This is a genomic window from Streptomyces sp. NPDC005266 (assembly GCF_040607655.1).
In the GTDB taxonomy this organism is placed as follows: domain Bacteria; phylum Actinomycetota; class Actinomycetes; order Streptomycetales; family Streptomycetaceae; genus Streptomyces.
In genome coordinates this window covers 207809-230235 of record NZ_JBEXHC010000008.1, presented here as the reverse complement: position 1 = coordinate 230235, position 22427 = coordinate 207809, and the positions used below count along the sequence as shown (strand labels likewise).

At 68.6% G+C, this 22427-nt stretch carries 23 protein-coding genes and 6 pseudogenes; 9 read left to right on the top strand and 20 right to left on the bottom strand.

Going from position 1 to position 22427, the window contains the following annotated elements; genetic code table 11:
• Positions 1–20: 20 nt before the first annotated feature.
• The 3 genes from ABZU99_RS18320 to pcaC all read right to left on the bottom strand — a co-directional run bounded on the left by ABZU99_RS18320 (position 21) and on the right by pcaC (position 2886).
• Positions 21–800, bottom strand: a complete 780-nt coding sequence (locus ABZU99_RS18320) for an exodeoxyribonuclease III (protein ID WP_356044700.1) — start codon at positions 798–800, stop codon at positions 21–23.
• Between the two features lie 76 nt (positions 801–876).
• Positions 877–1527 (bottom strand): MBL fold metallo-hydrolase, encoded by a 651-nt coding sequence (locus ABZU99_RS18315; RefSeq protein ID WP_356044703.1) that lies wholly within the window; start codon positions 1525–1527, stop codon positions 877–879.
• Between the two features lie 66 nt (positions 1528–1593).
• Positions 1594–2886, bottom strand: coding sequence for a 4-carboxymuconolactone decarboxylase (gene pcaC / locus ABZU99_RS18310; protein WP_356044705.1), 1293 nt, complete (start codon positions 2884–2886; stop codon positions 1594–1596).
• A 190-nt stretch (positions 2887–3076) separates the two neighbouring features.
• Here pcaC and ABZU99_RS18305 point away from each other — a divergent pair, with 190 nt between their 5' ends.
• Positions 3077–3556: a hypothetical protein gene (locus tag ABZU99_RS18305; RefSeq protein ID WP_356044902.1), complete on the top strand. Its 480-nt coding sequence runs from the start codon at positions 3077–3079 to the stop codon at positions 3554–3556.
• A 177-nt stretch (positions 3557–3733) separates the two neighbouring features.
• Here the strand turns inward: ABZU99_RS18305 and ABZU99_RS18300 are convergent, their stop codons facing one another.
• Positions 3734–4126 (bottom strand): hypothetical protein, encoded by a 393-nt coding sequence (locus tag ABZU99_RS18300; protein ID WP_356044708.1) that lies wholly within the window; start codon positions 4124–4126, stop codon positions 3734–3736.
• Between the two features lie 356 nt (positions 4127–4482).
• On the opposite strand from ABZU99_RS18300, the gene ABZU99_RS18295 reads away from it, so the two are divergent.
• From ABZU99_RS18295 to ABZU99_RS18270, 6 genes and pseudogenes are all read left to right on the top strand, one after another.
• Entirely contained in the window at positions 4483–4971 is a 489-nt protein-coding gene (locus tag ABZU99_RS18295; RefSeq protein ID WP_355952179.1) for a hypothetical protein, read from the top strand.
• Between the two features lie 12 nt (positions 4972–4983).
• Positions 4984–5361 (top strand): annotated as a pseudogene (locus ABZU99_RS18290) (transposase family protein); the annotation flags it as partial.
• A gap of 143 nt (positions 5362–5504) precedes the next feature.
• Positions 5505–5903 carry a DUF6234 family protein gene (locus tag ABZU99_RS18285; RefSeq protein WP_355952182.1) on the top strand — a complete coding sequence of 133 codons (399 nt, stop codon included), beginning with the start codon at positions 5505–5507 and terminating at the stop codon, positions 5901–5903.
• Positions 5904–6519: 616 nt separating this feature from the next.
• Positions 6520–8205, top strand: coding sequence for a ribonuclease J (locus ABZU99_RS18280; protein ID WP_356044712.1), 1686 nt, complete (start codon positions 6520–6522; stop codon positions 8203–8205).
• Between the two features lie 273 nt (positions 8206–8478).
• Positions 8479–8703 (top strand): annotated as a pseudogene (locus tag ABZU99_RS18275) (serine/threonine-protein phosphatase); the annotation flags it as partial.
• Positions 8704–8884: 181 nt separating this feature from the next.
• Positions 8885–9160 (top strand): hypothetical protein, encoded by a 276-nt coding sequence (locus tag ABZU99_RS18270; RefSeq protein WP_356044714.1) that lies wholly within the window; start codon positions 8885–8887, stop codon positions 9158–9160.
• Positions 9161–9436: 276 nt separating this feature from the next.
• On the opposite strand, the gene ABZU99_RS18265 is transcribed toward ABZU99_RS18270, so the two are convergent.
• On the bottom strand, positions 9437–9640 hold the full coding sequence (locus ABZU99_RS18265) for a cold-shock protein (RefSeq protein ID WP_030052720.1): 204 nt from the start codon (positions 9638–9640) through the stop codon (positions 9437–9439).
• 244 nt (positions 9641–9884) lie between these two features.
• Positions 9885–10223 carry a MerR family transcriptional regulator gene (locus ABZU99_RS18260; protein ID WP_355952192.1) on the bottom strand — a complete coding sequence of 113 codons (339 nt, stop codon included), beginning with the start codon at positions 10221–10223 and terminating at the stop codon, positions 9885–9887.
• Positions 10224–11383: 1160 nt separating this feature from the next.
• On the opposite strand from ABZU99_RS18260, the gene ABZU99_RS18255 reads away from it, so the two are divergent.
• Positions 11384–11707 (top strand): hypothetical protein, encoded by a 324-nt coding sequence (locus tag ABZU99_RS18255; RefSeq protein WP_356044717.1) that lies wholly within the window; start codon positions 11384–11386, stop codon positions 11705–11707.
• A 134-nt stretch (positions 11708–11841) separates the two neighbouring features.
• Here ABZU99_RS18255 and ABZU99_RS18250 read toward each other — a convergent pair whose 3' ends face one another.
• The 7 genes and pseudogenes from ABZU99_RS18250 to ABZU99_RS18220 form a co-directional block, all read right to left on the bottom strand.
• Positions 11842–12150 (bottom strand): SCO5918 family protein, encoded by a 309-nt coding sequence (locus ABZU99_RS18250; protein ID WP_356044720.1) that lies wholly within the window; start codon positions 12148–12150, stop codon positions 11842–11844.
• 50 nt (positions 12151–12200) lie between these two features.
• Positions 12201–12605, bottom strand: coding sequence for a CBS domain-containing protein (locus tag ABZU99_RS18245; RefSeq protein ID WP_356044723.1), 405 nt, complete (start codon positions 12603–12605; stop codon positions 12201–12203).
• 38 nt (positions 12606–12643) lie between these two features.
• Positions 12644–12853 (bottom strand): annotated as a pseudogene (locus tag ABZU99_RS18240) (DEAD/DEAH box helicase); the annotation flags it as partial.
• A gap of 231 nt (positions 12854–13084) precedes the next feature.
• A complete protein-coding gene (locus tag ABZU99_RS18235; protein WP_355952203.1) occupies positions 13085–13288 on the bottom strand; it encodes a cold-shock protein in 204 nt (67 codons plus the stop codon).
• A gap of 1634 nt (positions 13289–14922) precedes the next feature.
• Positions 14923–15468: a DUF3995 domain-containing protein gene (locus ABZU99_RS18230; protein ID WP_355952209.1), complete on the bottom strand. Its 546-nt coding sequence runs from the start codon at positions 15466–15468 to the stop codon at positions 14923–14925.
• A 295-nt stretch (positions 15469–15763) separates the two neighbouring features.
• Positions 15764–16087, bottom strand: a complete 324-nt coding sequence (locus ABZU99_RS18225) for a hypothetical protein (RefSeq protein ID WP_356044904.1) — start codon at positions 16085–16087, stop codon at positions 15764–15766.
• A gap of 52 nt (positions 16088–16139) precedes the next feature.
• Positions 16140–16313, bottom strand: a pseudogene (locus ABZU99_RS18220) (thioesterase domain-containing protein); the annotation flags it as partial.
• Between the two features lie 96 nt (positions 16314–16409).
• On the opposite strand from ABZU99_RS18220, the pseudogene ABZU99_RS18215 reads away from it, so the two are divergent.
• Positions 16410–16626: pseudogene (locus ABZU99_RS18215) on the top strand (cytochrome P450); the annotation flags it as partial.
• Between the two features lie 57 nt (positions 16627–16683).
• Here the strand turns inward: ABZU99_RS18215 and ABZU99_RS18210 are convergent.
• From ABZU99_RS18210 to ABZU99_RS18180, 7 genes and pseudogenes are all read right to left on the bottom strand, one after another.
• The gene (locus ABZU99_RS18210) at positions 16684–17172 is read right to left on the bottom strand and encodes a GNAT family N-acetyltransferase (protein WP_356044727.1); all 489 of its coding nucleotides are present in this window, start codon (positions 17170–17172) and stop codon (positions 16684–16686) included.
• A gap of 224 nt (positions 17173–17396) precedes the next feature.
• Positions 17397–17501, bottom strand: a pseudogene (locus ABZU99_RS18205) (3-oxoadipate enol-lactone hydrolase); the annotation flags it as partial.
• A gap of 39 nt (positions 17502–17540) precedes the next feature.
• On the bottom strand, positions 17541–18164 hold the full coding sequence (locus ABZU99_RS18200) for a hypothetical protein (RefSeq protein ID WP_355952216.1): 624 nt from the start codon (positions 18162–18164) through the stop codon (positions 17541–17543).
• Positions 18161–19312 (bottom strand): ROK family glucokinase, encoded by a 1152-nt coding sequence (locus ABZU99_RS18195; protein ID WP_355952219.1) that lies wholly within the window; start codon positions 19310–19312, stop codon positions 18161–18163. Before ABZU99_RS18195 ends, ABZU99_RS18200 begins: the two co-directional genes overlap by 4 nt.
• Before the next feature lie 208 nt (positions 19313–19520).
• Positions 19521–20330, bottom strand: coding sequence for an ATP-binding cassette domain-containing protein (locus ABZU99_RS18190; RefSeq protein WP_356044731.1), 810 nt, complete (start codon positions 20328–20330; stop codon positions 19521–19523).
• Positions 20327–21379 carry an ABC transporter permease gene (locus ABZU99_RS18185; protein WP_356044734.1) on the bottom strand — a complete coding sequence of 351 codons (1053 nt, stop codon included), beginning with the start codon at positions 21377–21379 and terminating at the stop codon, positions 20327–20329. The genes ABZU99_RS18190 and ABZU99_RS18185 overlap by 4 nt, the downstream gene beginning before the upstream one ends.
• On the bottom strand, positions 21376–22392 hold the full coding sequence (locus ABZU99_RS18180) for a sugar ABC transporter substrate-binding protein (protein ID WP_356044737.1): 1017 nt from the start codon (positions 22390–22392) through the stop codon (positions 21376–21378). The genes ABZU99_RS18185 and ABZU99_RS18180 overlap by 4 nt, the downstream gene beginning before the upstream one ends.
• Between the last annotated feature and the right edge of the window lie 35 nt (positions 22393–22427).

The following is a 22427-nucleotide window of genomic DNA, read 5'->3' as shown; positions in this document are numbered from 1 at the left end:
CCCGGGCGCCGCCCGCGCGGTCACACCTCCAGGTCCACGACCACCGGGGCATGGTCGGAGGCACCCTTGCCCTTGCGCTCCTCGCGGTCGACGTACGCGTCGCCCACGGCCTTCTCGAACGCCTCGTTGCCGTAGACCAGGTCGATGCGCATGCCCCGGTTCTTGGGGAAGCACAGCTCCCGGTAGTCCCAGTAGGTGAAGGGGTGGTCGTACTTCAGGGGGCGCGGCACCACGTCCGACAGCCCCTCCCCGCGCAGCGCGGCCAGCGCCTCGCGCTCCAGGTCGGTCACATGGGTGAGGCCGTCGAAGCGGGCGCGGTCCCACACGTCCTCATCGGTGGGGGCCACGTTGAAGTCGCCGAGAACGGCGAAGGGGCGGGAGGCGGTCGCGTCGGTGGCGACGGCCCGGCGCAGGGCCTCCAGCCAGCGCAGCTTGTACTCGTAGTGGGGGTGGCCGATCTCACGGCCGTTGGGCACATAGACCGACCAGAGGCGGACGGGGCCGCAGGTGGCCCCTATCGCGCGCGGCTCCTGCTCGCCCTCGTACTCGGGGCCGCCGGGCAGGCCGAGGGTGATGTCGTCGAGGCCCACCCGGGAGATCACAGCCACCCCGTTCCACCTGCCGTTGGCGTTGACCGCGGCGTCATAGCCGAGCTCGCGCAGCGGCTCGTAGGGGAAGGCTGACTCGGCGCACTTGGTCTCCTGGACGCACAGCACGTCCGTACCGCTGCTCTCCAGCCAGGCGAGCAGTCGGGGCAGCCGGGCGGTGATCGAATTGACGTTCCAGGTGGCGATGCGCATAGGGGTCAACTTACATCCCGGGTCCGACAGCCGCCCCGGCCCGGCTGCTCCTCACCCGGTCCTCGCCCGGCGGTCCTCAGAGCGTGAGGCTCTCGCCCGGCGTCAGCCGCACATGCTCGGCGCCGCCGGTGCCCGGGCCCTGGGGGCCGAGCAGGCGGTCGTAGACCAGGGGCGCGACGTCGGACAGCAGGGCGTCGTGGACGTCGACCGCGCGGCGCGGCCCGACGGCCCGGACGTAGTCGAGGATCTCGGCGAACTTGTTCCAGGGGGCGTGCACCGGCAGCAGCAGCGTCTCCACCCGGCGCCCCTCGGGCACCGTGAGCGCGTCGCCGGGGTGGAAGACCGCACCGCCGTCCACCACATATCCGACATTGGTGATCCGCGGGATGTCGGGGTGGATGACGGCGTGCAGCTGGCCGTGCACCTCGATGTCGAATCCCGCCGCGGTGAAGGTGTCGCCCTCACCCACGGTGTGCACCCGGCCGGGGAAGGCTGCCGAGATCTGTTCGGCGACGCTGGCGAGCGTCCAGATGTGGGCGCCGGGGTTGGCCTCGAGCGCCGTCCGCAGCCGCTCCTCGTCGAAGTGGTCGGCGTGCTCGTGGGTGACCAGGATCGCCTCCGCGCCGACCGCGGCGTCCGCTTCGCTGAAGGCCCCGGGGTCGATGACGAGCTGCTGCCCGTCCTTCTCCAGCCGGACGCAGGCGTGGCCCTTCTTGGTGAGCTTCATGGGGATCATTGTGCTCCCGCGGTCCCCAGATACCGCGCTATCCGGTCACCGCGCCGCCCCGCCGTGCTACTCGGGGCTGGTCTCCTCGCGGATGACGCGCTGGGCCACCGCGAACGCGGAGTTGGCGGTGGGCACCCCGCAGTAGACGCCGGTGTGCAGCAGCACTTCCTTGATCTCGGCGGGGGTCAGGCCGTTGCGCAGCGCGGCCCGGGTGTGGAAGGCGAGTTCGTCGAGGTGGCCGCGGGCGGCGAGAGCGGTGAGGGTGATCACGCTGCGGGTGCGCCGGTCGATACCGGGCCGGGTCCACACCTCGCCCCACGCATAGCGGGTGATGAAGTCCTGGAAGTCGCCGGTGAACTCGTCGGCCAGGGACTCCGCGCGGTCCACATGGGCGTCGCCGAGCACCTCACGGCGCACCTTGATCCCCTGGTCGTAGGCGTCGGAGCGGGCGTCGGCCCGCGCGTCGGGCTGCGGGGCGAAGCCGATCTCGCCGACCGGGCCGGCGTACGCCGGGGCGCTGAGCACGGGCTTCACCGGGGGCGCGGGGATCGCCGTCATGCCGGTGGGGTGGTCCGAGGACTGCCAGGAGGTGGAGAAGTGGCGCACCAGCAGATCGGTGACGGCCATCGGCTGTTCCACGGGTGCCAGATGGGAGGTGCCGGGGACGAGGGCGAGCCGTGCGTCGGGGATGCCGGCGACCAGGACGCGGGCGTCGGCGGCCGGGGTGACCTGGTCGTCCGCGCCGACCAGCACCAGGGTGGGGACGCCGATCCGGCCGAGCTCGGCGTGGATGTCGAAGCCGGCGAGGGCCTCACAGGCGGCGATGTAGCAGCCGGGGTCGGTCGTACGGACCATCTGGACGGCCCAGTCCACGATGGCGGGCTGGGCGGCGGCGAAGGCGGGGGTGAACCAGCGCTCGGGGGTGGCGCGGGCGATCGGGTCCAGTCCGTTGGTGCGGACGACGACGCCGCGCTGCCGGAAGGAGTCGGCGGTGCCGAAGCGCGGGGAGGCGGAGACGAGGGCCAGTGAGCCCACTCTGCCGGAATGTCTCAGGGCGAGTTCGGCGCCGATGGCCGCGCCGATCGAGCAGCCCGCGTAGCCGAAGCGGTCGATGCCCAGCATGTCGAGGGTGGCCAGCAGCCGGCCCGCGAGGTCGGCGATGGAGGGGGCGGGGTGGGCGGGCGAGCCGCCGTGGCCGGGCAGGTCGAAGCGGAGGACGCGCCAGTGGCGGGACAGCTCGGGTATCTGGCGGTCCCACATGTGCCATGTGGTACCCAGGGAGGGACCCAGGATCAGGACCGGGGCGTCTTCTGGCCCGTCGAAGCGGTATTGCAGGGTGTTCGGTGGTGTCTCGCTCACCCGTCAGACCCTCTCATCTCTCCCGAGACATCACATCGCCGGTCCCAACCTAAGGGCTCTTGCCCCTCTCACTACGACAGGCCCGGCACTGCCGGCACCCTCGGGGGTCCAGGTACGTGTTCTCCGGCGTGTACCCGTGACTGTGTCGACAGTCGGTCCTCCGGGAGCGTGACCTCGCCCAGTCCCGGTGATGAAGAGCTTCCTCACGCGTCACCGCTTCCAGGTGATGCGGGGGGCGGGCAACGCCGGTGCCAGCACCGCCGCCGACCACATCACCGTTCTGGACGCGGCCCTGGCCCAGATCCCCGACGCACACCGCCACGGCACTAAACTCCTCATCCGCACCGACAGCGCCGGAGGCGCCAAGGCGTTCTCGCACCACATACGTGCCCTGCGCTCCCGCGGGATCCGTACCTTCTTCCCGGTCGGGTATCCCGTCACCGAGCCGGTCCGCCGCGCGATCCGCCATCTGCCCGAGCACCTCTGGCACCCCGCGCTCGAGCAGGACGGCGACCTGCGCCATGGTGCGCAGGTCGCCGAGCTGACCGGCATCTACCAATCCACCAGCGCCACCGGGTCCACCGTCAGCGTCATGGTCGAGCGCTCTCCTACGGTCAACGACTACTTCCGAGTCCCCGCCCGCGCCGTGGTCACCTACGACCTCCCCTAACATGCACGGTGGAAGGTTGCCGGTCTACTGCCAGTCCCTCCGGTCGACCAGCACGAGTAGAGAAGCCCACTGGGCTGACTGATTCAAGTGCCATGGGCTTGTGTCGTCGTACATCCCATCATTCCCGCGTTGCGCTGGATGGAAGACCATGGTGGGCCGTTGGCGTCCTCGGACCAGTCACTTCGGCGCCGCGTCCTTGCAGCTCTCCGTAGTCTTCATTACGTTGAAGATCACCGGGAATTTGGTGATCTGCTGGTTCGGGCCCGGCTGGGAGTTGCAGATCTTCCACGCAGCCGGGTCGTCCACTGGACGGCCTTGTCCGCTCGCGTCCTTGAATGTCATGTCGAGTTCGGAGCTCATCTGCTCGTACGCGCGCCCGGCGTTGCCACCGATGACGTCGGGCACGGTGGCGGCGACAGGCGCACGGTCTGCCGGACGACGCGTCTCGGCAGGCCCCGAGCTTGGCGGGGTGTTCGCCGAGACATCAGGCACGGACGACGCGCCGCAGGCGGCAACTGAGGCCAGGAGGGTGGCGGCGAGGGCGGGTCTCAGAAGCTTGGTGACGGTCATATTTCCCCCGAGCGTGATGGCAGTGTGCAACAGTATTCACGGTGAGACAAAAGAAAGCATCGCTTTCTGGATCAACTCTGAGTTGGCAGCCCTGGAGGATCTTCGTCCAGGAGGCCAAGGAACAGGGCCGGCTCGGCGAGGTCTCCGCGATCGAGGCCAGTCTCCTCGCCGCTGGGCAGAAACTCGCCGCCATGCACGACCTCGAAGCCCGACACACCACCGTCCACTCGGCACGCCCGGCTATTCCGCGAGCACAAGTGATTCCTTGGTGATGAGTCGCGGCTGTCCCGTAACAGCGGTTCGCAGGCATCCCGGGCGTCCGTACAGGCGTGAACCGGTGCTGAGAGACTCCAGCTATGGGATCTTGGGGAACGTTGGGGCCGGCGCTGTTGTCTCTCGCCGGTGTTGCACTCGGGGCGGGCGGGTCGCTGTTTGGCCAGTACCTCGTGTCGCGAGCGAGCGCCCGACAGCTTGAGGTACAGGAATCAGCCGAGCACCGCGCGGAGCTCAAGGATGCGGTCCTGAAGTTCCTGAGTCTCGCCTCACAGTTGGAGAAGGCGGCGCTCACGCGTTCGGATGGTGGCGGCACTCTGGCCGGTGCCGAGCTCGGGCAGCTTGTCGATGACCTTTGGCTCGCGCAGGCGGAGATCGACCTGGCGGCCAGAAGTGAGCCCTTGCGGGGCGCTACCTATCGTTATGCGTTCCGCCTTGCTGAGGCGGCCCGAGGCGGGATAGCCGACGCGTCCGCCCTGCGTGGGCCGCAGGTGCAGTTCATGGATGCCGCGTATGACGACATGTGGCCCGGCCAGCGACGGGCAGCTGGGCACCCAGCCACACCTCAGTGAGACGATCTCGCTGTGGCTGGTGTGATCACGGCGTCGGAGCCGTCCTGGACAGCCCCGTTTACCGGGCTGAGCCCACATCAGTTCGGCAAGCTGATCACGCCGCTGCGGCGCGAGGGCGCGGACCCGGTGCGCAAAGGCCGACCGTGGAGTCTGCCGTTGGAGGACCGGGTGCTGCTGGTCGCCGCGTACTGGCGGACGAACCTCACCCTGCGGCAGCTCGCCCCGCTGTTCGGCATCTCGAAGTCGGCGGCCGACCGCATCATCGACCACTTCGGCCCGTCGCTCGCGCTCCAGCCGCGCAGGCGGTTCCGCAAGGACACCGTGCTGATCGCGGACGGAACCCTGGTGCCCACCCGTGACCACACGATCGCCGAGCAGTCGAAGAACTACATGCGGCCCGACTTCCAAGCCCGACAACGGATCTCGTTCTGGACGATCAGTTGACGAAGTCACCCCTCACAGGCCGCTCCGCCGGACCAGAGTTGAGTACGGGTGCTCATGCGCATCACCACCAGCCGCGGCACCCTGCACGCATGACCGACACCCTTTCAGCCCCGGAACGCCGGCGCCCCTGGTCGCACAGAACACGCCTGGGCGTGGACCTCGCCCTCGCGATCCCGCTGTTCCTGTTGGAGACCGCGTGGCTCGTGCTGGACTGGATATACGGCTTCGGCCTGGAGGTATGGGCAGCGCAAGGCGACCAAGCACGGATTGACGCGGCCAGCCTCGCGCACATCGGGCGGGTACAGATGCTGCTGATCGCCGTACTCATCCTGGCAGTGCTCGCGGGAATCTTCCGTGCCCGCTGGACGGTGACCACGCACCTGCTGGTCGCCCTCCTGGCAGGCGGAGGGCTGGCGGCTGCGCGGCAAGAGTGGGACAACAGCCACTCCTCGTCACCCGCTTGCATCCGCTACAGCGCGAACTGCTGAGACAGCCAGGCGCGGATCGTGCCACGTCGGAACCCGCAGGCTAGCCCGTGAGGAGATATCTACGAAGCCGACCGGAATGTGACCTTCGCGTTCTTGCAACCAGCAGCGACAGCGCGCCGGGCTTTCACCTCGGCTCGTCGACGGCTGCGCATCCGGGCGGCGGCTCCCCCGCCCGGCGGCTTCCGCCACGACGCACGCGCCTCCAACGAAAGCGCCCTGCACAGCACCCGCGCCGCAGCTCCCCCGTTATCTTTTTCGCGGTCCTGCAAGAGGGCCGCTGGCCTCCGTACTCGACCACCTCGCCTCGCCATCTGTCTGCCCGGCGAAGGACGCTGCCTCAGGGCCCTCTCAGCCCACTTGCTCCTGAGCGCCGAGGGCACTCGGGTCTCCACTACTGCGAACGCCGGAAAACACGACAGGGTGCACGAGATCTTCTCCGGCACCGGGCGAACGGTTCGGCCACGGAAGGTGGTACCGCTTTCACCACTCCCTGTTCCGGCCGCCGGCGTGATCCGATCGTGCTGAGGCACCCACTGCGGGTGTCCCGCTCCGTCGGGAAAAGGAGATCACACAGGCAATGGATCCCCCTGTCCCGCTCTCCGGGTACCGTCAGGGTATGAGTCATCCGCACCCCGAGCTGAAAACCGCCCCGCCCCTTCCCGAAGGAGGGCTGCGGGTCATCGCCCTGGGCGGCCTCGGTGAGATCGGCCGCAACATGACAGTCTTCGAGCACGCGGGCAAGCTGCTCATCGTCGACTGCGGCGTGCTGTTCCCCGAGGAGACCCAGCCCGGGGTGGACGTGATCCTGCCGGACTTCACCTCGATCCGGGGCCGGCTGGACGACATCGTGGCCGTGGTACTCACCCACGGCCACGAGGACCACATCGGCGGCGTGCCGTACCTGCTGCGCGAGCGGTCCGACATTCCCGTCGTCGGCTCCAAACTGACCCTGGCGTTCCTGGAGGCCAAGCTCAAGGAACACGGCATCCGGCCGCGCACGGTGCGCGTGCGCGAGGGCGACCGGCGTGGCCTCGGGCCCTTCGACTGCGAGTTCGTGGCGGTCAACCACTCCATCCCGGACGGCCTCGCGGTCGCGATCCGCACCGGTGCCGGGACGGTCCTGCACACCGGCGACTTCAAGATGGACCAGTTCCCTCTCGACGACCGCATCACCGATCTGCGCGCCTTCGCCCGTCTCGGCGAGGAGGGCGTGGACCTGTTCCTCACCGACTCCACCAACGCCGAAGTACCCGGCTTCACCACCTCCGAGCGTGAGCTGAACCCGGCGATCGAGCAGGTGATGCGCACCGCGCCGCGCCGGGTCATCGTCTCCAGCTTCGCCAGCCATGTGCACCGCATCCAGCAGGTCCTGGACGCCGCCCACCAGCACGGCCGCAAGGTCGCCTTCGTCGGCCGGTCGATGGTTCGCAACATGGGTATCGCCCGTGACCTGGGCTATCTGAAGGTCCCGTCCGGTCTGGTCCTGAGCACGAAGGAGCTGGAGAAGCTCCCGGACCACAAGATCACTCTGGTGTGCACCGGCTCCCAGGGCGAACCGATGGCCGCGCTGTCACGGATGGCCACCCGCGACCACGTGATCCGCATCGGCAAGGGCGACACCGTCCTGCTCGCCAGCTCCCTCATCCCCGGCAACGAGAACGCCATCTACCGGGTGATCAACGGACTCACCCGGTGGGGCGCCCACGTGGTCCACAAGGGCAACGCCAAGGTGCACGTCTCCGGGCACGCCAGCGCCGGCGAACTCGTCTACTGCTACAACATCGTCAAACCCCGCAACGTCATGCCCGTGCACGGCGAATGGCGCCACCTGCGCGCCAACGGTGACCTCGCCATCCGTACCGGTGTCGACCCCGACCGGGTCGTCATCGCCGAGGACGGCGTCGTCGTCGACCTCGTCGACGGGCGCGCGTCCATCACCGGCAAGGTCCCCGCCGGCAACGTCTACGTGGACGGCATGGAAGTCGGCGGCGCCACCGAAGCGTCCCTCAAGGACCGCCTCACCCTCGCCGCCGAAGGCGTGCTCACGGTGGTGGCGATCGTCGACGCAGACACCGGCGCGCTCGCCGAGGCCCCCGACTTCCTGGCCCGCGGTTTCGTTCACGACGACACCACCTTCGAGCCGGTCATCCCTGTGATCGAGAAGACCCTGTCCACCGCGGCCGAGGAAGGCGTCGGGGACGCGCACCAACTCGAACAACTCGTCGCCCGCGCCGTGGCGAACTGGGTGTTCCGCACCCACCGCCGCAAGCCCCTCATCATCCCCGTCATCATCGACGCCTGAGCCACAGCCCGGCAGCACGGTCCCCGTTCCGGTCGCGGCCCCGCCAGCATCGAGGTCGGGCACGGGAGTCAGCAGCCACCCCAGCAGGCCGGGGTGGCAACGCGCTCCACATGCTGAGTCATCGGGAACACATCCCGAGGACTGGAGGCGCGAAAACCCGCAGTTCGACGGGGGTTCTCCCACCTTGGGGGCGGTCTCTGGAGTGGCCGGAGCGTCAAATGAGCGTCACGATCACGCCAGACGACGGCGTGCAGGACCTCGGCCACCTGTTACCTGATCGTCCGCACCCGCGCGCTGCATCCCCGTGAGGCCGCTCGCACCCTCATCGTGGCGGTCGTCGACGCCCACCACGGCCACCTGAAGGACGACGCGACCGTCATGTGCCTGGACTGGCACGGCGTCGGCCACTCCCAGCGGGACGCCGACACCGGAGCCGACCTCGCCGACGCCTCCGCCCGGCGGACGGGGCGGACCTCGAAGCCGGCCATCTCGATGTGAAGGGCGTCGCAGGCATCGCAGTCGTCGCGGCTGCCCACTCCGATGGCTATGCGGCCACCGGCCATCTCCTCGGGCTGCTGGCCGCACTGCCGGCCCCCACAAGGCAGGAGAACGCTTCTGGTCGGACCTGTGGAGGTCTTCGGGCACCGCGTACCTGCTACCCGGCAACATCAAGGCTCTGGTGCTGCGCTCCCTGGCAGGAGAAGGAACCCCACTGGCCCGACAGATCCTCTCGGCCGTCGATGAGATGACCCCGCCCCAGCGCGTCGCAGCCGGGGAGGCGATCGGTCAGGCCCTCGCCGAGTCCGACCATCTGCCCGACCTCAAGACACAGGTCATCGGAGAGTTGTGGCTCCGAGATCTCGAACTCACCGCCTGGCGCGTTCTGCATGCGGACCGCAGATGGGACGATCCGGCTGGACGGCAAGCTTTCGTCGATGCCTGGACGAGCGCCTGACCGTCTGCTTCTCCAAGCTGCACGAACAGCCGCGCAGGACATGCAGCACCCGAACCCAACGACGCTTGAAGCGACAGAGGTCAGGAGTTCGGGGCCGAGGTCGCACCGGCCCCGCGCCTCGACGGATCAGGGGCCGCGCAGCAATGACTGCGCGGCCCCTGATCCTGTGCACGCCCGGCACGAGAGCAGGCGCCTTCGTCCGGTCGGGCGGCCCGGCCCGCACGGGCGGCGATCACAGGACGCGATGTGCGCGATCCCTCGCGCAGGTCTGCGAGGTCAGGCCAGGTTGATGTTCTCGGCCTGCGGACCCTTCTGGCCCTGGGTGACGTCGAACGTCACGGCCTGGCCCTCCTGGAGCTCACGAAAGCCTGTGGAGTTGATCGCGGAGTAGTGCGCGAAGACATCCGGGCCGCCGCCGTCCTGGGCGATGAAGCCGAAGCCCTTCTCCGCGTTGAACCACTTCACAGTTCCCGTAGCCATGTCTCATGCCTTCCAGTCGATGAACGCCTCCCACTCCATGTGGCAGACGGAGGTGATCGCCCTGGTCCCTGCGGCACAGCACAGCAAAACGCCCACACCCCAGGCGTGGGCAAGAGGGAATTCCGAACCACGACAGCTGACGCAGACGCTACACGCCCACACACCGCGTCACCATAGGAAATGGATCACGCCGCACACGAGACCGTGCGTGCGGTGCCCGCCGACGCCGACGGGCACGCTCATCTCATGCTGCTGCCGTTGGGTTCGCTGATTCGGCGGCGCGGCGATATTCGGCGTTGATGCGCTGGGCTTCCTCGAGCTGGTCTTCGAGGATGACGATCCGGCAGGCGGCCTCGATGGGGGTGCCCCGATCGACGAGTTCCCGGGCGCGGGCGGCCATGCGCAGTTGGTAGCGGGAGTAGCGGCGGTGGCCGCCTGCGGAGCGGAGTGGGGTGATGAGGCGGGCTTCGCCGATGGCGCGGAGGAAGCCCTGTGTGGTGCCGAGCATCTCGGCGGCCCGGCCCATGGTGTAGGCGGGGTAATCGTCGTCGTCGAGACGGCCGAACGTGTCGTCTGCTGTCATTGCACCTCTCTGTGGAACGCGCGGAGGGGCCCTGGCGCCGTACTGGCACCAGGGCCCCGAAGGAACTACTACACCATCTGCCGGCCCTGATACTGCACCGGCCCTCTGTTTCCGCAGACCCGACCGAGACACTGTCGGGGGCGCGGGGATCGCGGTTGCTTGACCGGAGACCACCTCACTATCGATGTCCTGCGGTACCCGGGTCCAAGACTTCCACCCGGGCGATCCTGATGGCGCTCGGCTCCTCCGTTCTTCCCTCTTGATCAACTACTCACTAACGGAAACTGCGAACTGCTGGTACCGCAAACTGCTGGTGGCCTTGAACAGCGCCACCCTTCGGCAGCCAGCCCCGTCGCCCGTCCTGCGTCTGCTCTGGCTTAGAACCCCACTGCCGAACCTCCCGGTGCGCGCGCCCGCAGCCGACGCCTTCACCGAGGTACTGCTCACTGACTTCACTGCTGGGTACTGCGAACTTTCACTTACGGGTACTGCCACTGCGGTACTGCTCACGGCGGCCCCTGATCACTGCGGGCCACCCGGTCCGGTCGTCAGTCCCGTCGCCGTCCTGCAACCGCTCTGGCTTCGGAACTCCACCACCGCACCGTCCTGCGAACTGCAACTGCGGTACTGCTGCCCGGCAGTTCATCTCTGCCGGGCCTCGCTCGATCTCGGCTACGAGAGAAAACATAGCCACACCGCCGCCCAATGTCTACCCCAGCCGACATAGATTTCCGCGCGCTCGAAGATGAGGTAATCCGCCTCGACGGGTCCATGGATGGTTCAAGCAGCTCCGAGGCTCCGTCCGGCGCTCACAGTGACCCACCGCCGCGCAGCACGTCGGGCTGAGCGTGACGTCGCCGACTGCGCCGCGGCTACCGTCGGCGGGCACCGGCCAACACCGCGTCTCGCGCAGAACACCACCGACCGGGACGGACGCTTCCAGCCGTGACGCCCCGCAGGTCGGCCGTTGACGGGCGCGGCACGGGGGTCTGCGCCGCCCTCGACGATCCCGGGATGATCGAGCAGCTCGTGGAAGTGTGCACGCGGGTGCCGCGATCCGCAGGTCGACCGGGCCTCCGCCGGCAAGACCGTGAGCGCCTTCCTTGCCTGGTAGCGTCACCGCTCAAGCAGCCGGATGGTCCGCGAATATGGTCCGCCTCATGTCACAGCCTGACGAGCTGCTCGTTGACGTCGCCGCCCTGGTGGAGTCCGACCAGAGCAATCAGACGTCCCTGACCGTGGTCACCGGTGGCGCTGTCATCACCGGTCGACTGGCTCTCGCAGCCACGCGGAGGCAGAGGGTGTCGGATGTGCTGACGGATTCCGCCCGCTTGGGCGAGTTCGCCGCCGTCTTCGACTCCCCCGCGAAGAAGGACGGGCCGCCCACGCATCTGCACTTCGATGTCACCCGGATCCTGCAGGGCACGCTGGGGATCCCGGAGACGGGTGGGATGTACCGGGTTGCGAAGGACGTCAGCGCCTGATCCGTGGGCGACTTCAGCTATTCCGACCACTGAGCGACGGCGACGGGAACCCGCTGCACGCAGTGTGGGCCCGACCGGCGTACCGGTCGGGCCCACACTGCTGGTCAGATGTCGGCTCGTGCCTGTTTCCCCGGTCAGAGCGCCACGGGGGTGCCGAGCATCGCGGAGGCGTGCTGCAGCGAGCCGTGGATGCCCAGAGGCGCCGCTTTGGGGAGGGCGCGGCAGGTGAAGCCGAGCTGAGTCATGGCCCGGAGGACTTCGGCGGCGCTGAAGTCACGGCGGTCCTGGCGGGTGATGACTTGGCCGACTTGCTTGACGGGGTAGTGGCGGCGGCCGATGATCACCGATTCTCCGGTGACCGGTTCGGGCTTGATGCCCTTCATCGATTCCAGCACTCCGCCCTTGGTGAGCTCGAAGGGGAAGCGGGCGATGACGCAGCGCATGTGGCCTCACAGGGAGAAGGGAAGAACGGTCCGACCAGGGGCAAGGCGTTTCAGCGGGAGAGGGCGAGGATGCCCGGGGCGCTGCCTTGCTCGTCTACGACTCGCAGAGCACCGAGCCGACGGGAGCGCATCGCGTGCTCGGCTTCGCCATCGTGGTCACGGGTGAGGTGAACGATCTGTTGGTCGCCGAGGTTGTCGCGCAGGCGGACGCGGTCCGTGTGAGCGCCGCTGTCGCGGACGGCGGTGAGGTCGGTTCGGGTCACCAGGCCGATGCGCTGGTCGTCCTGGTCGCAGACGACCAGTCGGCCCGTGCGTGCGGCGGCCATGACGGCCAGCGCCACCGCGACGCTCATGTCGTCACAGACCTGCGGTCCGGCCGCGTCCATGACCTCCACCGCCGTCCTGTGCACGGGGTTGGCGTCCGCCGAGCGGGGCTGGATCTGAATCAGCGTCAAAAGGTGTCTCCTGCATAGATGGGTCGACTTCCCGATCACGAAGGTTCTAGGGCCACCGCATCGAGGACGGGCCGGCGTACGGGGGCGCGCCGGGTCTCCGAGGAAGGGCCGGAACCGGTGCGCCCGCGGCCCAGTACGTCACGGCCCGCCAGCGAGTTCGGCAGCGTTGCTCCCTGGATCGGGAACGGTGCGGTCACACGCTGCTTGCCGAGTTCGGGCAGCAGGTGCTCGGGCATGTCGAGATCGGCATCCGGGGGCACAGGTGCTGAAATGGGTGACGCGATGGGGACGTAAGATCCGGGCATCGGCTGCGGCGCAGCTCTTCAGGACGCTTCTGCATCACTGACGGAGGAGCCGCGCGGGGTGAGACTGCGGATTCCTCCGAGTCGTCCCGCGGGTGAAACCGCTGCGGGGGATGCGTGCAGCTGGGGCCCGCACCCCGAAGGATGCGGGCCCCAGCTGCAAAATGTGCGTCAGCGTCAGGCCGCAACGATGTTCTCGGCCGTCGGGCCCTTCTGGCCCTGCGCGATGTCGAAGGATACCTTCTGGCCTTCGAGCAGCTCACGGAAGCCCTGCGCGGCAATGTTCGAGTAGTGGGCGAACACGTCAGCGCCGCCACCGTCCTGCTCGATGAAGCCGAAGCCCTTTTCCGCGTTGAACCACTTCACGGTACCAGCAGCCATGTCACATCTCCTTTGGGGCAGTACATCGGGATCCGCACTGCGCGGACGCCGTGTCGCCGCGATGATTACCCCGCCCGGAAATGACCGGAAATATAAAAGCGCTCCCAACCGACAGAACCGGGTGGGGCACTTGAAGTTTCGGGAACCACAACTGCAACTGAGATCGACAGTAGCACACTGAAACGGCCCGTGCACATTACGCAATTCCGCTCTGCTCATTGCGGCAAAAACTCTCACTTCACGGTCCGCCAAAGCCTCACTTCGCGAGCACAGATATTAATCCGCTCGGAGTGCTACGTTTCAGGAAGAGCGATCTCACAAAGTGCAACCCTGACCGCCAGGGGGCGACGGTACGCGGCTGTCCGTAAGAGTCTTCAAAAGGCGTCCAGCAGCTCGTACCGACGTCCTGGTGGCCGGATCCCGGGGTGCGACTACTCCCGCTGACCGCCTGCGGATCAGCGCCAGCGGTGGGTTGCCCCACCGGGCCGGCGAATGAGCTCCCACCGCCGCACGCCCCCTTGAGGACCAGCTCGCCGAGAACGCGCCTGGGCGGCGGTGATGTCTTGGGACAGTGATCAACGAACACCGATGCCCTGGACCGGCTTCGCGCTCTCGCGAGCCCTGGCTACCAGCGCTTCCCCCTCCCTGCGAGCAGCACCAGACCACCAGAGCCGTGGAACCCGGTCTGGCCCGTCGAAGCGGTATTGCAGCCTCCACGCCGCCGTTCCACCAGCGAGACATCCACCTCTGGCGCGACAGCCCATAGGGCTGTCGCTGGCGCGTCGGTCACGCGTGACCAACAGCGGTCAGGAACAGCCACGGGCGCACCTGGTCGGTGTCACTGGCGTTGTCGAGGACGACGAGCACTCTGCGATGGGCGAGCAGCGATCGATAGCGTTCGACCCGCCGCCGCGGGTCCGCCGGTCAGTCGTCCTCGTGTACACCCAGGCATCCGAGCAGCACGCCCAGGGCCTGCTCGGCGTCCAGCGCCCCGTGCTCACCCCGCAGATCGACATCAGCCGACCGTCCGGAAAGTCGTCAGCCATGCTGTGCGCCCACCGGATTGCGAACGCGGTCTTCCCGACGCCGACCGGGCCCGAAATGAGGAAGACGCTGTTCCGGTGCCGCTGGACCAGCTCGTCAGCAGCCTTGAGCACCGACCCGCGGCCGACCAGGGACCGCACGTCGAGCGGGAGATGATGGGGCACGCTCCCCGCCTTCGGCGTCTCGGTGACCGGGTCGCACTGGGGGTCTCCCCCTCCGGGCCTTCCCTCGCCTCTGCCGCATAGAGCACTCGCCAATGGGCGAGCCGGCGCTCGGTCTCCTCCGCCACCTTCTCCGGAGGCTGCCCGCCGTACACGAGGCAGGCCGTCACAAACGCGGAGACGAACTCCGATCGCGGCAGCTTGTTTCCACACAGGACCGTCGAGACCGTGCTCCGTGGCAGCGCGTCCACCGCGTCGCCATTGGCTGCCTTGGTCTGTCCCCAACCGTTGCAGATGCCGCATAGAAGGCTGCCCAACGCTCAGCGGAAGTTCTCGCAGCTGCTCTATAAAATCCGATGCATTGTGAAGTGCCATCCGGGACAGTCACTCCCCCGTATCTCCGGATGCTTTTGCTGCTGTGACGCTGTGTCATCTGGTCAGTGAATGACTGCGTCTTTCTGGCGTCCGGCCGGCCATGCTCTTGCCGAAGCTGCGGGCTGCCAGCCCGAACACCAATCCACCGAGAATGAACCAGGGGTTCCACAGGGCGAGCGTCCAGAACTTCTGCGCGGCACTGATCTCGCCGACGGTCGACGCCCCGGCGATGAGCAGCACCTCGACAAGAAGCCCCCGGGTCAGCAGCAGCAGGCTGATCGCTACGCCGAGCCACCGGAGCGCACGCCAACGGCGCCCATGCACACCGCGCCGCTGCAGCCCGAGCGCCACCGCGGCGCCGGCCAGGCACAGGATGCCCACTCCCCAGAGGCCTCCGGCTACGAACCAGGTCGGTCGTTCGGACGCGAGACGCTCACCGGACGAGACATCCAGCCCCACTTCCCCGCCGAGGGCCCAGAAGAAATGCAGACCAGCGAAAGCCACTGCCCAACCGGCAGCAAGAAGTCCATAGCAGCGCGACGAGCTCAACCTCACCTCGCGACCCCCGTTTTGCAACCGCATCGCAGCAACCTGCGACACGGTCGATCCTTTCTCAGCGGCACCAGGCCACGCAAGCATTTTAGCCAGCTCCTGCCTGTGATATGCAGCCAACCACCTTTGCCAAGCGTTATGTTGAATTGCAAACCAGGTGCGGCGCTTCTCGTCCCGCCGGTACGACGTACCTCACCGGTCGGCCGGTAAAAGCCTTGCCCGCAGGGCTGGGGCGATCTTTGACAACGCATTCGGTTCCGTCATCTGAGTGTGTTCGCAGTCGACCTCGATCTCCGTGATCCGGCCCTTGATCAGGGGCTGCCAGCTCGATGCGAAGTCCGGCTCATTCGGATGGCTGCGCCTCGCGGTGAAGAACAGCAGGTCGGTGTCGACCGCACGGCCGAACGGCTTCTCTCAGCATCGCGGTCTGCCGACCGAGGATCTCCGGCAGGGCGGCCAGGCTGCGCTCGTCCAGACCGGCCAGCGGGTGGTCGATCTCACGCAGGAACGCGTGCACCCGGCCGAAGTCGAGCTCCTCCCCCGCCATGTGCGGCAGGTCCAGGCCGACATAGTGCAGGGCCTGGAACATCACGTCGGTGTCCGGGTCGGTGTAGTCGGGCCCGGGGACCGTGGTGCCGAGCATGGCGAGCAGGTGCACCCTGCTCACCCTGGTCACGCAACAGCCTGGCGATGGCTTGGGCCACCGCGCCGCCGGACGACCAGCCCATGAGCTGATACGGCCCGTGCGGCTGCACCTCGCGGATCCGGTCGAGATAGTCGTCGGCCATCTCGTCGATCGACGCGGCGTACCCGCCCCGCCCGTCCAGCCCGCGGGCCTGGATCGCATAGAGCGGCTGGTCCTTCTCGAGCTGCCGCAGCAGACCTGCGGACACCCAGCCGAGCCCGGTCGCCGGGTGCACGCAGAACAGCGGAGGACGGCTGCCTTCGGCGCGCAGCGGCAGCAGGACCTGGAGCGAATCCGCTCCGGGCTGCGGACCGCGCTGGAGCACGTCGAGATCGGCGGCCGGCTGATCAAGGTGGGAGAGACGGTCGTCGTCTCCCTCCCCGGCCGCCAACCGCGACCCGGCGAAGTACCCGGAGCCCGACCGCCTCGACCTGCGCCGCAAGGCCATCGGGCACCTGGCCTTCGGCCACGGCGCCCACCAGTGCCTGGCCCAGCAGCTGGCCCGCGTCGAGATGGGCGTACGGCTCCTGCATGCCGGCCACCATGCAGGCCGGTGCCCTGCGAACCGGCACACCGCGTCATTCCGAAGGAATGCGAAACTCGAATTCGGGACGGTCCCACGGCACGGCAGGCGGGTTCGCGAGCGCGGTCCCGGTCCGCACCGCACCAACACGGTGGTAGAAGTCCTCGGCGGGAAGATGCGACACGACCTTGACACGGTCGAGCCCGGCGGCACGGGCCTCGGACTGCATGTGCGCGACAAGCAGTCGTCCAATACCCCGTCCTTGCGCTTCGTCGGCGACGAACAGCAGGTCGAGCTCCGGTGGCGCGAGGACGAGCGAGTAGAACCCGAGGACCCGGCCTCCATGCTCGTCGGCGCCGACGGCTACGAAGGCGCGGTGGGCCTCGATGTAATCAGGACCGACCCGGTAGCCCGCGACTGCGGCTGCGTACTTACCCTCGTAGGCTCCTGAGCCACGCACGAGCCGCGTGAGTCGTTTGGCATCCCGCGCGACGGCCCGTCGTATCGTGATCGGCTGGCCGATCGGGGAAGTGCGTGAACTCATCGGGAGAGTATGTCGCACCGGGGAGTGCCTGCCTGCGGCGGGTCGGCTGCTCGGGCAGGCGTTCCTGCACCGCTCCCGGGAACCGCTCGCCCAAGCCCCGATCGACCACGCCACTGCCACCGAATGGGCCGCCCGCCAACAGCGACTGGCCGTCTGAACCGCTGCGGAGGAGCTGGAGAACGGGGTGGTCGAGGGCTGCTCTCCCTGGGCCTGCCGCGGCGCCTGTGCCAGGTGGTGCCCAACGACGGTCCGAGGATGAGTACAGGCCCGTCCTCGGGGCCGTCGGTCCGGTACTGAAGTGTCTTGGTCTCGCTCACCCGGAAAGGTATCCGACCGGACAGAGGGCCTTCGCGGCCGATGTGGTGGCCTTATGGCGTGACGGTGGAGACCACGTACACCTTCGGGTGGGCGGCGTGCGGATGCCTGACCGTGATCTTCAGGAAGGGCTGCGGATCCTTCTGCTTGACGACCAGTCCCGACAGGTCCTGGCCGCTGCCGAGATTCCAGCCGACCGTCCTGGCCTCCTTGGCGCTGATGGTCACCTTGTCCGTCAGGGCGGACGGCCGGGTGCCCAGCTGGGCGAGGAAGCGGGCGAGCCCTTCACGGGAGGTGATGAACTGCACGTACAGCCTGCTGGTGTCCCAGGAGTTGGTCTCGTAGAAGGCCACCTTCGCCGAGTAGGGCGGGACCGGCACATCGTAGATGCGCCGCTGCACCCTGGTGGGATAGCCCGCGGAGAGGCCCTTGGCCTGGGCGCTCTCGGCCTTGTCCGCGCCGCCGTTGCGGCTCTGGAGGGCTGAGATCACCAGATAGCCCGCCGGGATCGCGATCAGCAGGAAGATGACCAGCGCCTTGAACCAGCGGCGCGGAGGCCGCCCGCCGTCGCCGGGCGCGCCGGGCCACCGCGGGGCGCCGCTGTCGCGGCCCGGGGGAGTGCCGCCCGCGCCGAAGGGGCCCGTACCCGGCGCGGGGCGCTGCTCGGCGGCGGTCACCGGCTGCCTGCCTGGCCGCGCGACGCCAGCCGCAGCGGGGACGACCCGGCGCGCTCGTACCGCTCGACGCGGCGGCGGTTGGCGCGGCGGAAGCGGCGGGCGACCAGCCGGGCGAGGTCGGCGGCCCCGACCATGCCGGCCTCGGGGCCCAGCTGGGCCTTGACGATCCGGGCCTCCGGCCGGTAGCCGCGGCCGGTGAGGGTGCGCCGGAAGGCGTCCCGGGCGGGCCCGATGAGCAGATCGTCGGCGGCGCTGACGCCTCCGCCGATGACGAAGCAGGAGGGGTCGAGGGCGGCGGCGAGATTGGCGATGCCGACGCCGAGCCACTGGCCGATGTCCTGGAGCAGCTCGACGCACATCGCGTCGCCCCCGCGCGCCAGCTCGGTGATCAGCGGACCGGTGATCTCGTTGATGTCGCCGCCGACCCGGTCGGTGATCCCGTACGCCACCGGGGACTCGGCGGCGGCGAGCTCCCGGGCCTCCCGGACCAGCGCGTTGCCGGAGCTGTACTGCTCCCAGCAGCCGCGGTTGCCGCACGGGCAGCGGTGGCCGCCGGGGACGACCTGCATATGGCCGAACTCGCCCGCGACCCCGTACTTACCGCGCTTGACCTGGCCGTCCTCCAGGATGGCGCCGCCGATACCGGTACCGAGCGTGATCATGACGAGATGGTCCTCGCCGCGGCCCGCGCCGAACCGCCACTCGGCCCAGGCGGCGGCGTTCGCGTCGTTGTCAACCATGACCGGGACGGCGAGCCGCTCCGCGAGCCGGTCGCGCAGCGGCTCATTGCGCCAGGACAGATGCGGTGCGAACAGGACGCGGTTGCGATCGGCGTCCACCCAGCCCGCGGCGCCGATACCCACCGCGTGCACATCGTGCCGGTCGGAGAGGTCCAGGACCAGCTCGGTGATGGTGTCCTCGACGACCTTGGGGCTCTTGGACTTGTCGGGCGTCTCGGTGCGCACCTTCTCGAGGATGTTGCCGTCGGCGTCGACCACGCCGGCCATCACCTTGGTGCCGCCGATGTCGATGCCCACGGTCGGCACCCGGGGCGCGGTCAGATGCGAACGGCGCTCGCGGGTGCCCACGGTCCGCAGCACGGTGGCCCGGGCCGAGCCCCGATGCACTCTTTCGCGGTAGATGCTCATCGGCCGACCCCTTCACCGGTGCGGGGGGTGCGGTCGCTGCGGGTGCGTGCTCGCAAGAGTTCGTCGTCCCTGCGGGGGTCTCGGGAGGCCGGGGGCCTCGGGCTGCGTGGTCGTGGCGGGTGGGGCCCGCCGTGCGATTGTGCCTCACCTTGGCCTCTTGCCGCATGGTGGAAACCCCGGGCCCGGGGCGCGCCCCGGGCCGGGTGGCTCACCGCGCCAGCTCGTGGCTCAGCTGTTCGAGTTCGCTGCCGCCCGCCATCTGCCGGGTGAGCTCGTCCAGGCCGATCTCCTCCTTGGCGTGGCTGCCGGCCATCGCACCCCGCTTGAGGAGCACGAAACGGTCGCCGACCAGGTAGGCGTGGTGCGGATTGTGCGTGATCAGGACCACTCCGAGGCCCGCGTCACGGGCGGCGGCGACGTACTTGAGCACCACCCCGGACTGCTTGACGCCCAGCGCCGCCGTCGGCTCGTCCAGCACGAGCACCCTGGCGCCGAAGTGGACGGCGCGGGCGATGGCCACGCACTGGCGCTGACCGCCGGAGAGGGTGCCGAGGGGCCGGTCGACATCGGGCAGGTCGATGCCCATGCGCAGCAGTTCGCTCCGGGTGGTCTCGCGCATCGTCGCCACGTCCAGGCGCTTGGCGGGGCCGTATCCCTTGCGCAGCTCGGAGCCGAGGAAGAAGTTCCGCCACACCGGCATCAGCGGGACGACGGCCAGGTCCTGGTAGACCGTGGCGATACCGCGGTCCAGGGCCTCGCGCGGGGAGCCGAGCAGGGTCTCCTCGCCGCCGATGGTGAGGCTGCCCCCGTCGTGCCGGTGCAGCCCGGCGATGATCTTGATGAGGGTGGACTTGCCGGCACCGTTGTCGCCGAGGACACAGGTGATCTCCCCGGCGTGCACCTCCAGGGAGACGCCGTCCAGGGCCTTGACGTTGCCGTAGTACTTACCGACGTCGCGGAGCGCGACCAGCGGCGGTCGAGATGTCTCGGATGTCTTGGACAGCTGGGTCTTACTCATTTACTGGCCTCCGCCCGCTTGCGGACCCACCAGTTGAGCAACGTGGCGAGCAGCAGCATCGCCCCGAGGAAGAACTGGAACCAGTCCGCGCCCCACTGCGCGTACACGATGCCCTTGTTCGTCATGCCGAAGATGAACGCGCCCACGGCGGCGCCGACCGCCGAGCCGTAGCCGCCGGTCAGCAGGCAGCCGCCGATGACGGCCGCGATGATGTAGAGCAGCTCATTGCCGACGCCCTCGCCGGACTGCACCACGTCGTAGTTGAACAGCAGATGCTGCCCGGAGATCCAGGCGGCGAAGGCGACGCCCATATAGAGCCCGATCTTGGTGCGGTTCACCGGCACGCCCACCGCGCGGGCGGCCTCCTTGGCGCCGCCCACCGCGAAGATCCAGTTGCCGGCGCGGGTCCGCAGCAGAATCCAGGTGGCGAGCGCGATCAGGACGAACCACCACAGAATGGTGATCTGCAGATCGACATCCCCGAAGGACAGCCGCGAGGCGAAGACCTTATGGGCGGAGGGAAAGCCCTCCATGTCGGCGATGCTCTTGGTGGAGACGGTGTCGCTGATCATCTTGGTGAAGCCGAGGTTGCAGCCCTGGAGGATCAGAAACGTGCCGAGCGTGACGATGAAACTCGGCAGACCGGTGCGCACCAGCAGATAGCCGTTGAAGAAGCCGATGGCGAGGGTGGCCAGCAGGGACACCCCGACGCCGACCCACACGTTCGCCGTCATCTGGTACGAGAACATCGACGAGATCAGCGCCGACGAGGTGACCATGACCCCGGTCGACAGATCGAACTCGCCACCGATCATCAGCAGGGCGACCGGCACCGCCATGATTCCGATGGTCGACGAGGCGTAGAGCACGGTGCTGAAGCTGGACCACTGGAGGAAGGCGTCGGCGACGATCGAGAAGAAGGCGAAGACGGCGACGGCGCCGACGACCGCACCCAGCTCGGGACGGCTCACCAGCCGGCGCGCCAGCGAGGTACGGACCGGCCGCTCGCCGTCCGGCTCGGCGCTCACGGGCGGCGCGTCCACGCTCATCGGGTCCCCCGCTTCGCGTACGCGGCGAGCTTCGTGGCGTCGTCCTTGGTGATGATCTGGGGACCGGTGAGGACCGGCTTGCCCCCGCCGAGGACGTTGGCGTTGTACCGGTTGAGCCACAGCAGATCCACGGCCTCGTAGCCCTGGAGGTACGGCTGCTGGTCCACCGCGAAGCCGAGCGTGCCGTCCTGGAGCCCGGCGGCGACCTTCCCGTTGAGGTCGAAGGTGTCGATCTCGGCGTCGCTGCCCGCCTGGTCGGCGGCCTTGGCGGCGGTGTCCGCGAACGGCGCGCCAAGCGTCACGACGGCGTCGATGCCCTTGTCCGACTGAAGCTTGGCCTCGATGGAGGACTCCACGTCGGGCATGTTCGTGCCCTTGACGTAGACCTTCGTCATCTTGCCCTTGAAGGTCTCCTCGGCACCGTCGCAGCGCTGCTCATGGCCCACGTTGCCCTGCTCGTGCAGGACGCACAGCGCCTTCTTGCGGCCGCGCTTGTTCAGCTCCTCGCCGACGGCCTCGCCCGCGATGGTCTCATCCTGGCCGACGTGGGTGAGCGCGCCGAACTCCTTGGAGACCTCGGAGCCGGAGTTGACCGTGATCACCGGGATTCCGGCCTTCTCGGCCTTCTTCAGCACCGCCTTCATGGCGTCGGGCTTGGCAAGGGTGACGATCAGCGCGTCGACCTTCTGGTCGAGGTAGGACTGGACCAGCTGCGCCTGCTCCTTGCCCTCCTCGTTGTTGGCGTAGAGGAACTTGATGTTGTCCTTGGCCGCCGCCTGTTTGGCGCCGCTGCGCACGATGTCCCAGAAGGTGTCGCCGTCACCGGAGTGGGTGACCATCGCAAAGGTCCACTTGGGGGTGGTAACCGCGGCCCGTCCCCGGGCCGCCTGCTGCGCGGCCCGCTCCTCGGCGCGCTTGCCCCCCGTACTGCTGCACCCTGCCAGGGCCGTACCCAGTACCGCCGCCAGCACGGCCGCGGATATCGCGCGTACCCCTGCCCGAACTCTCGCCACGAAGAGTCGCCCTTCTCGCTGTCGTCCCGCTGTCG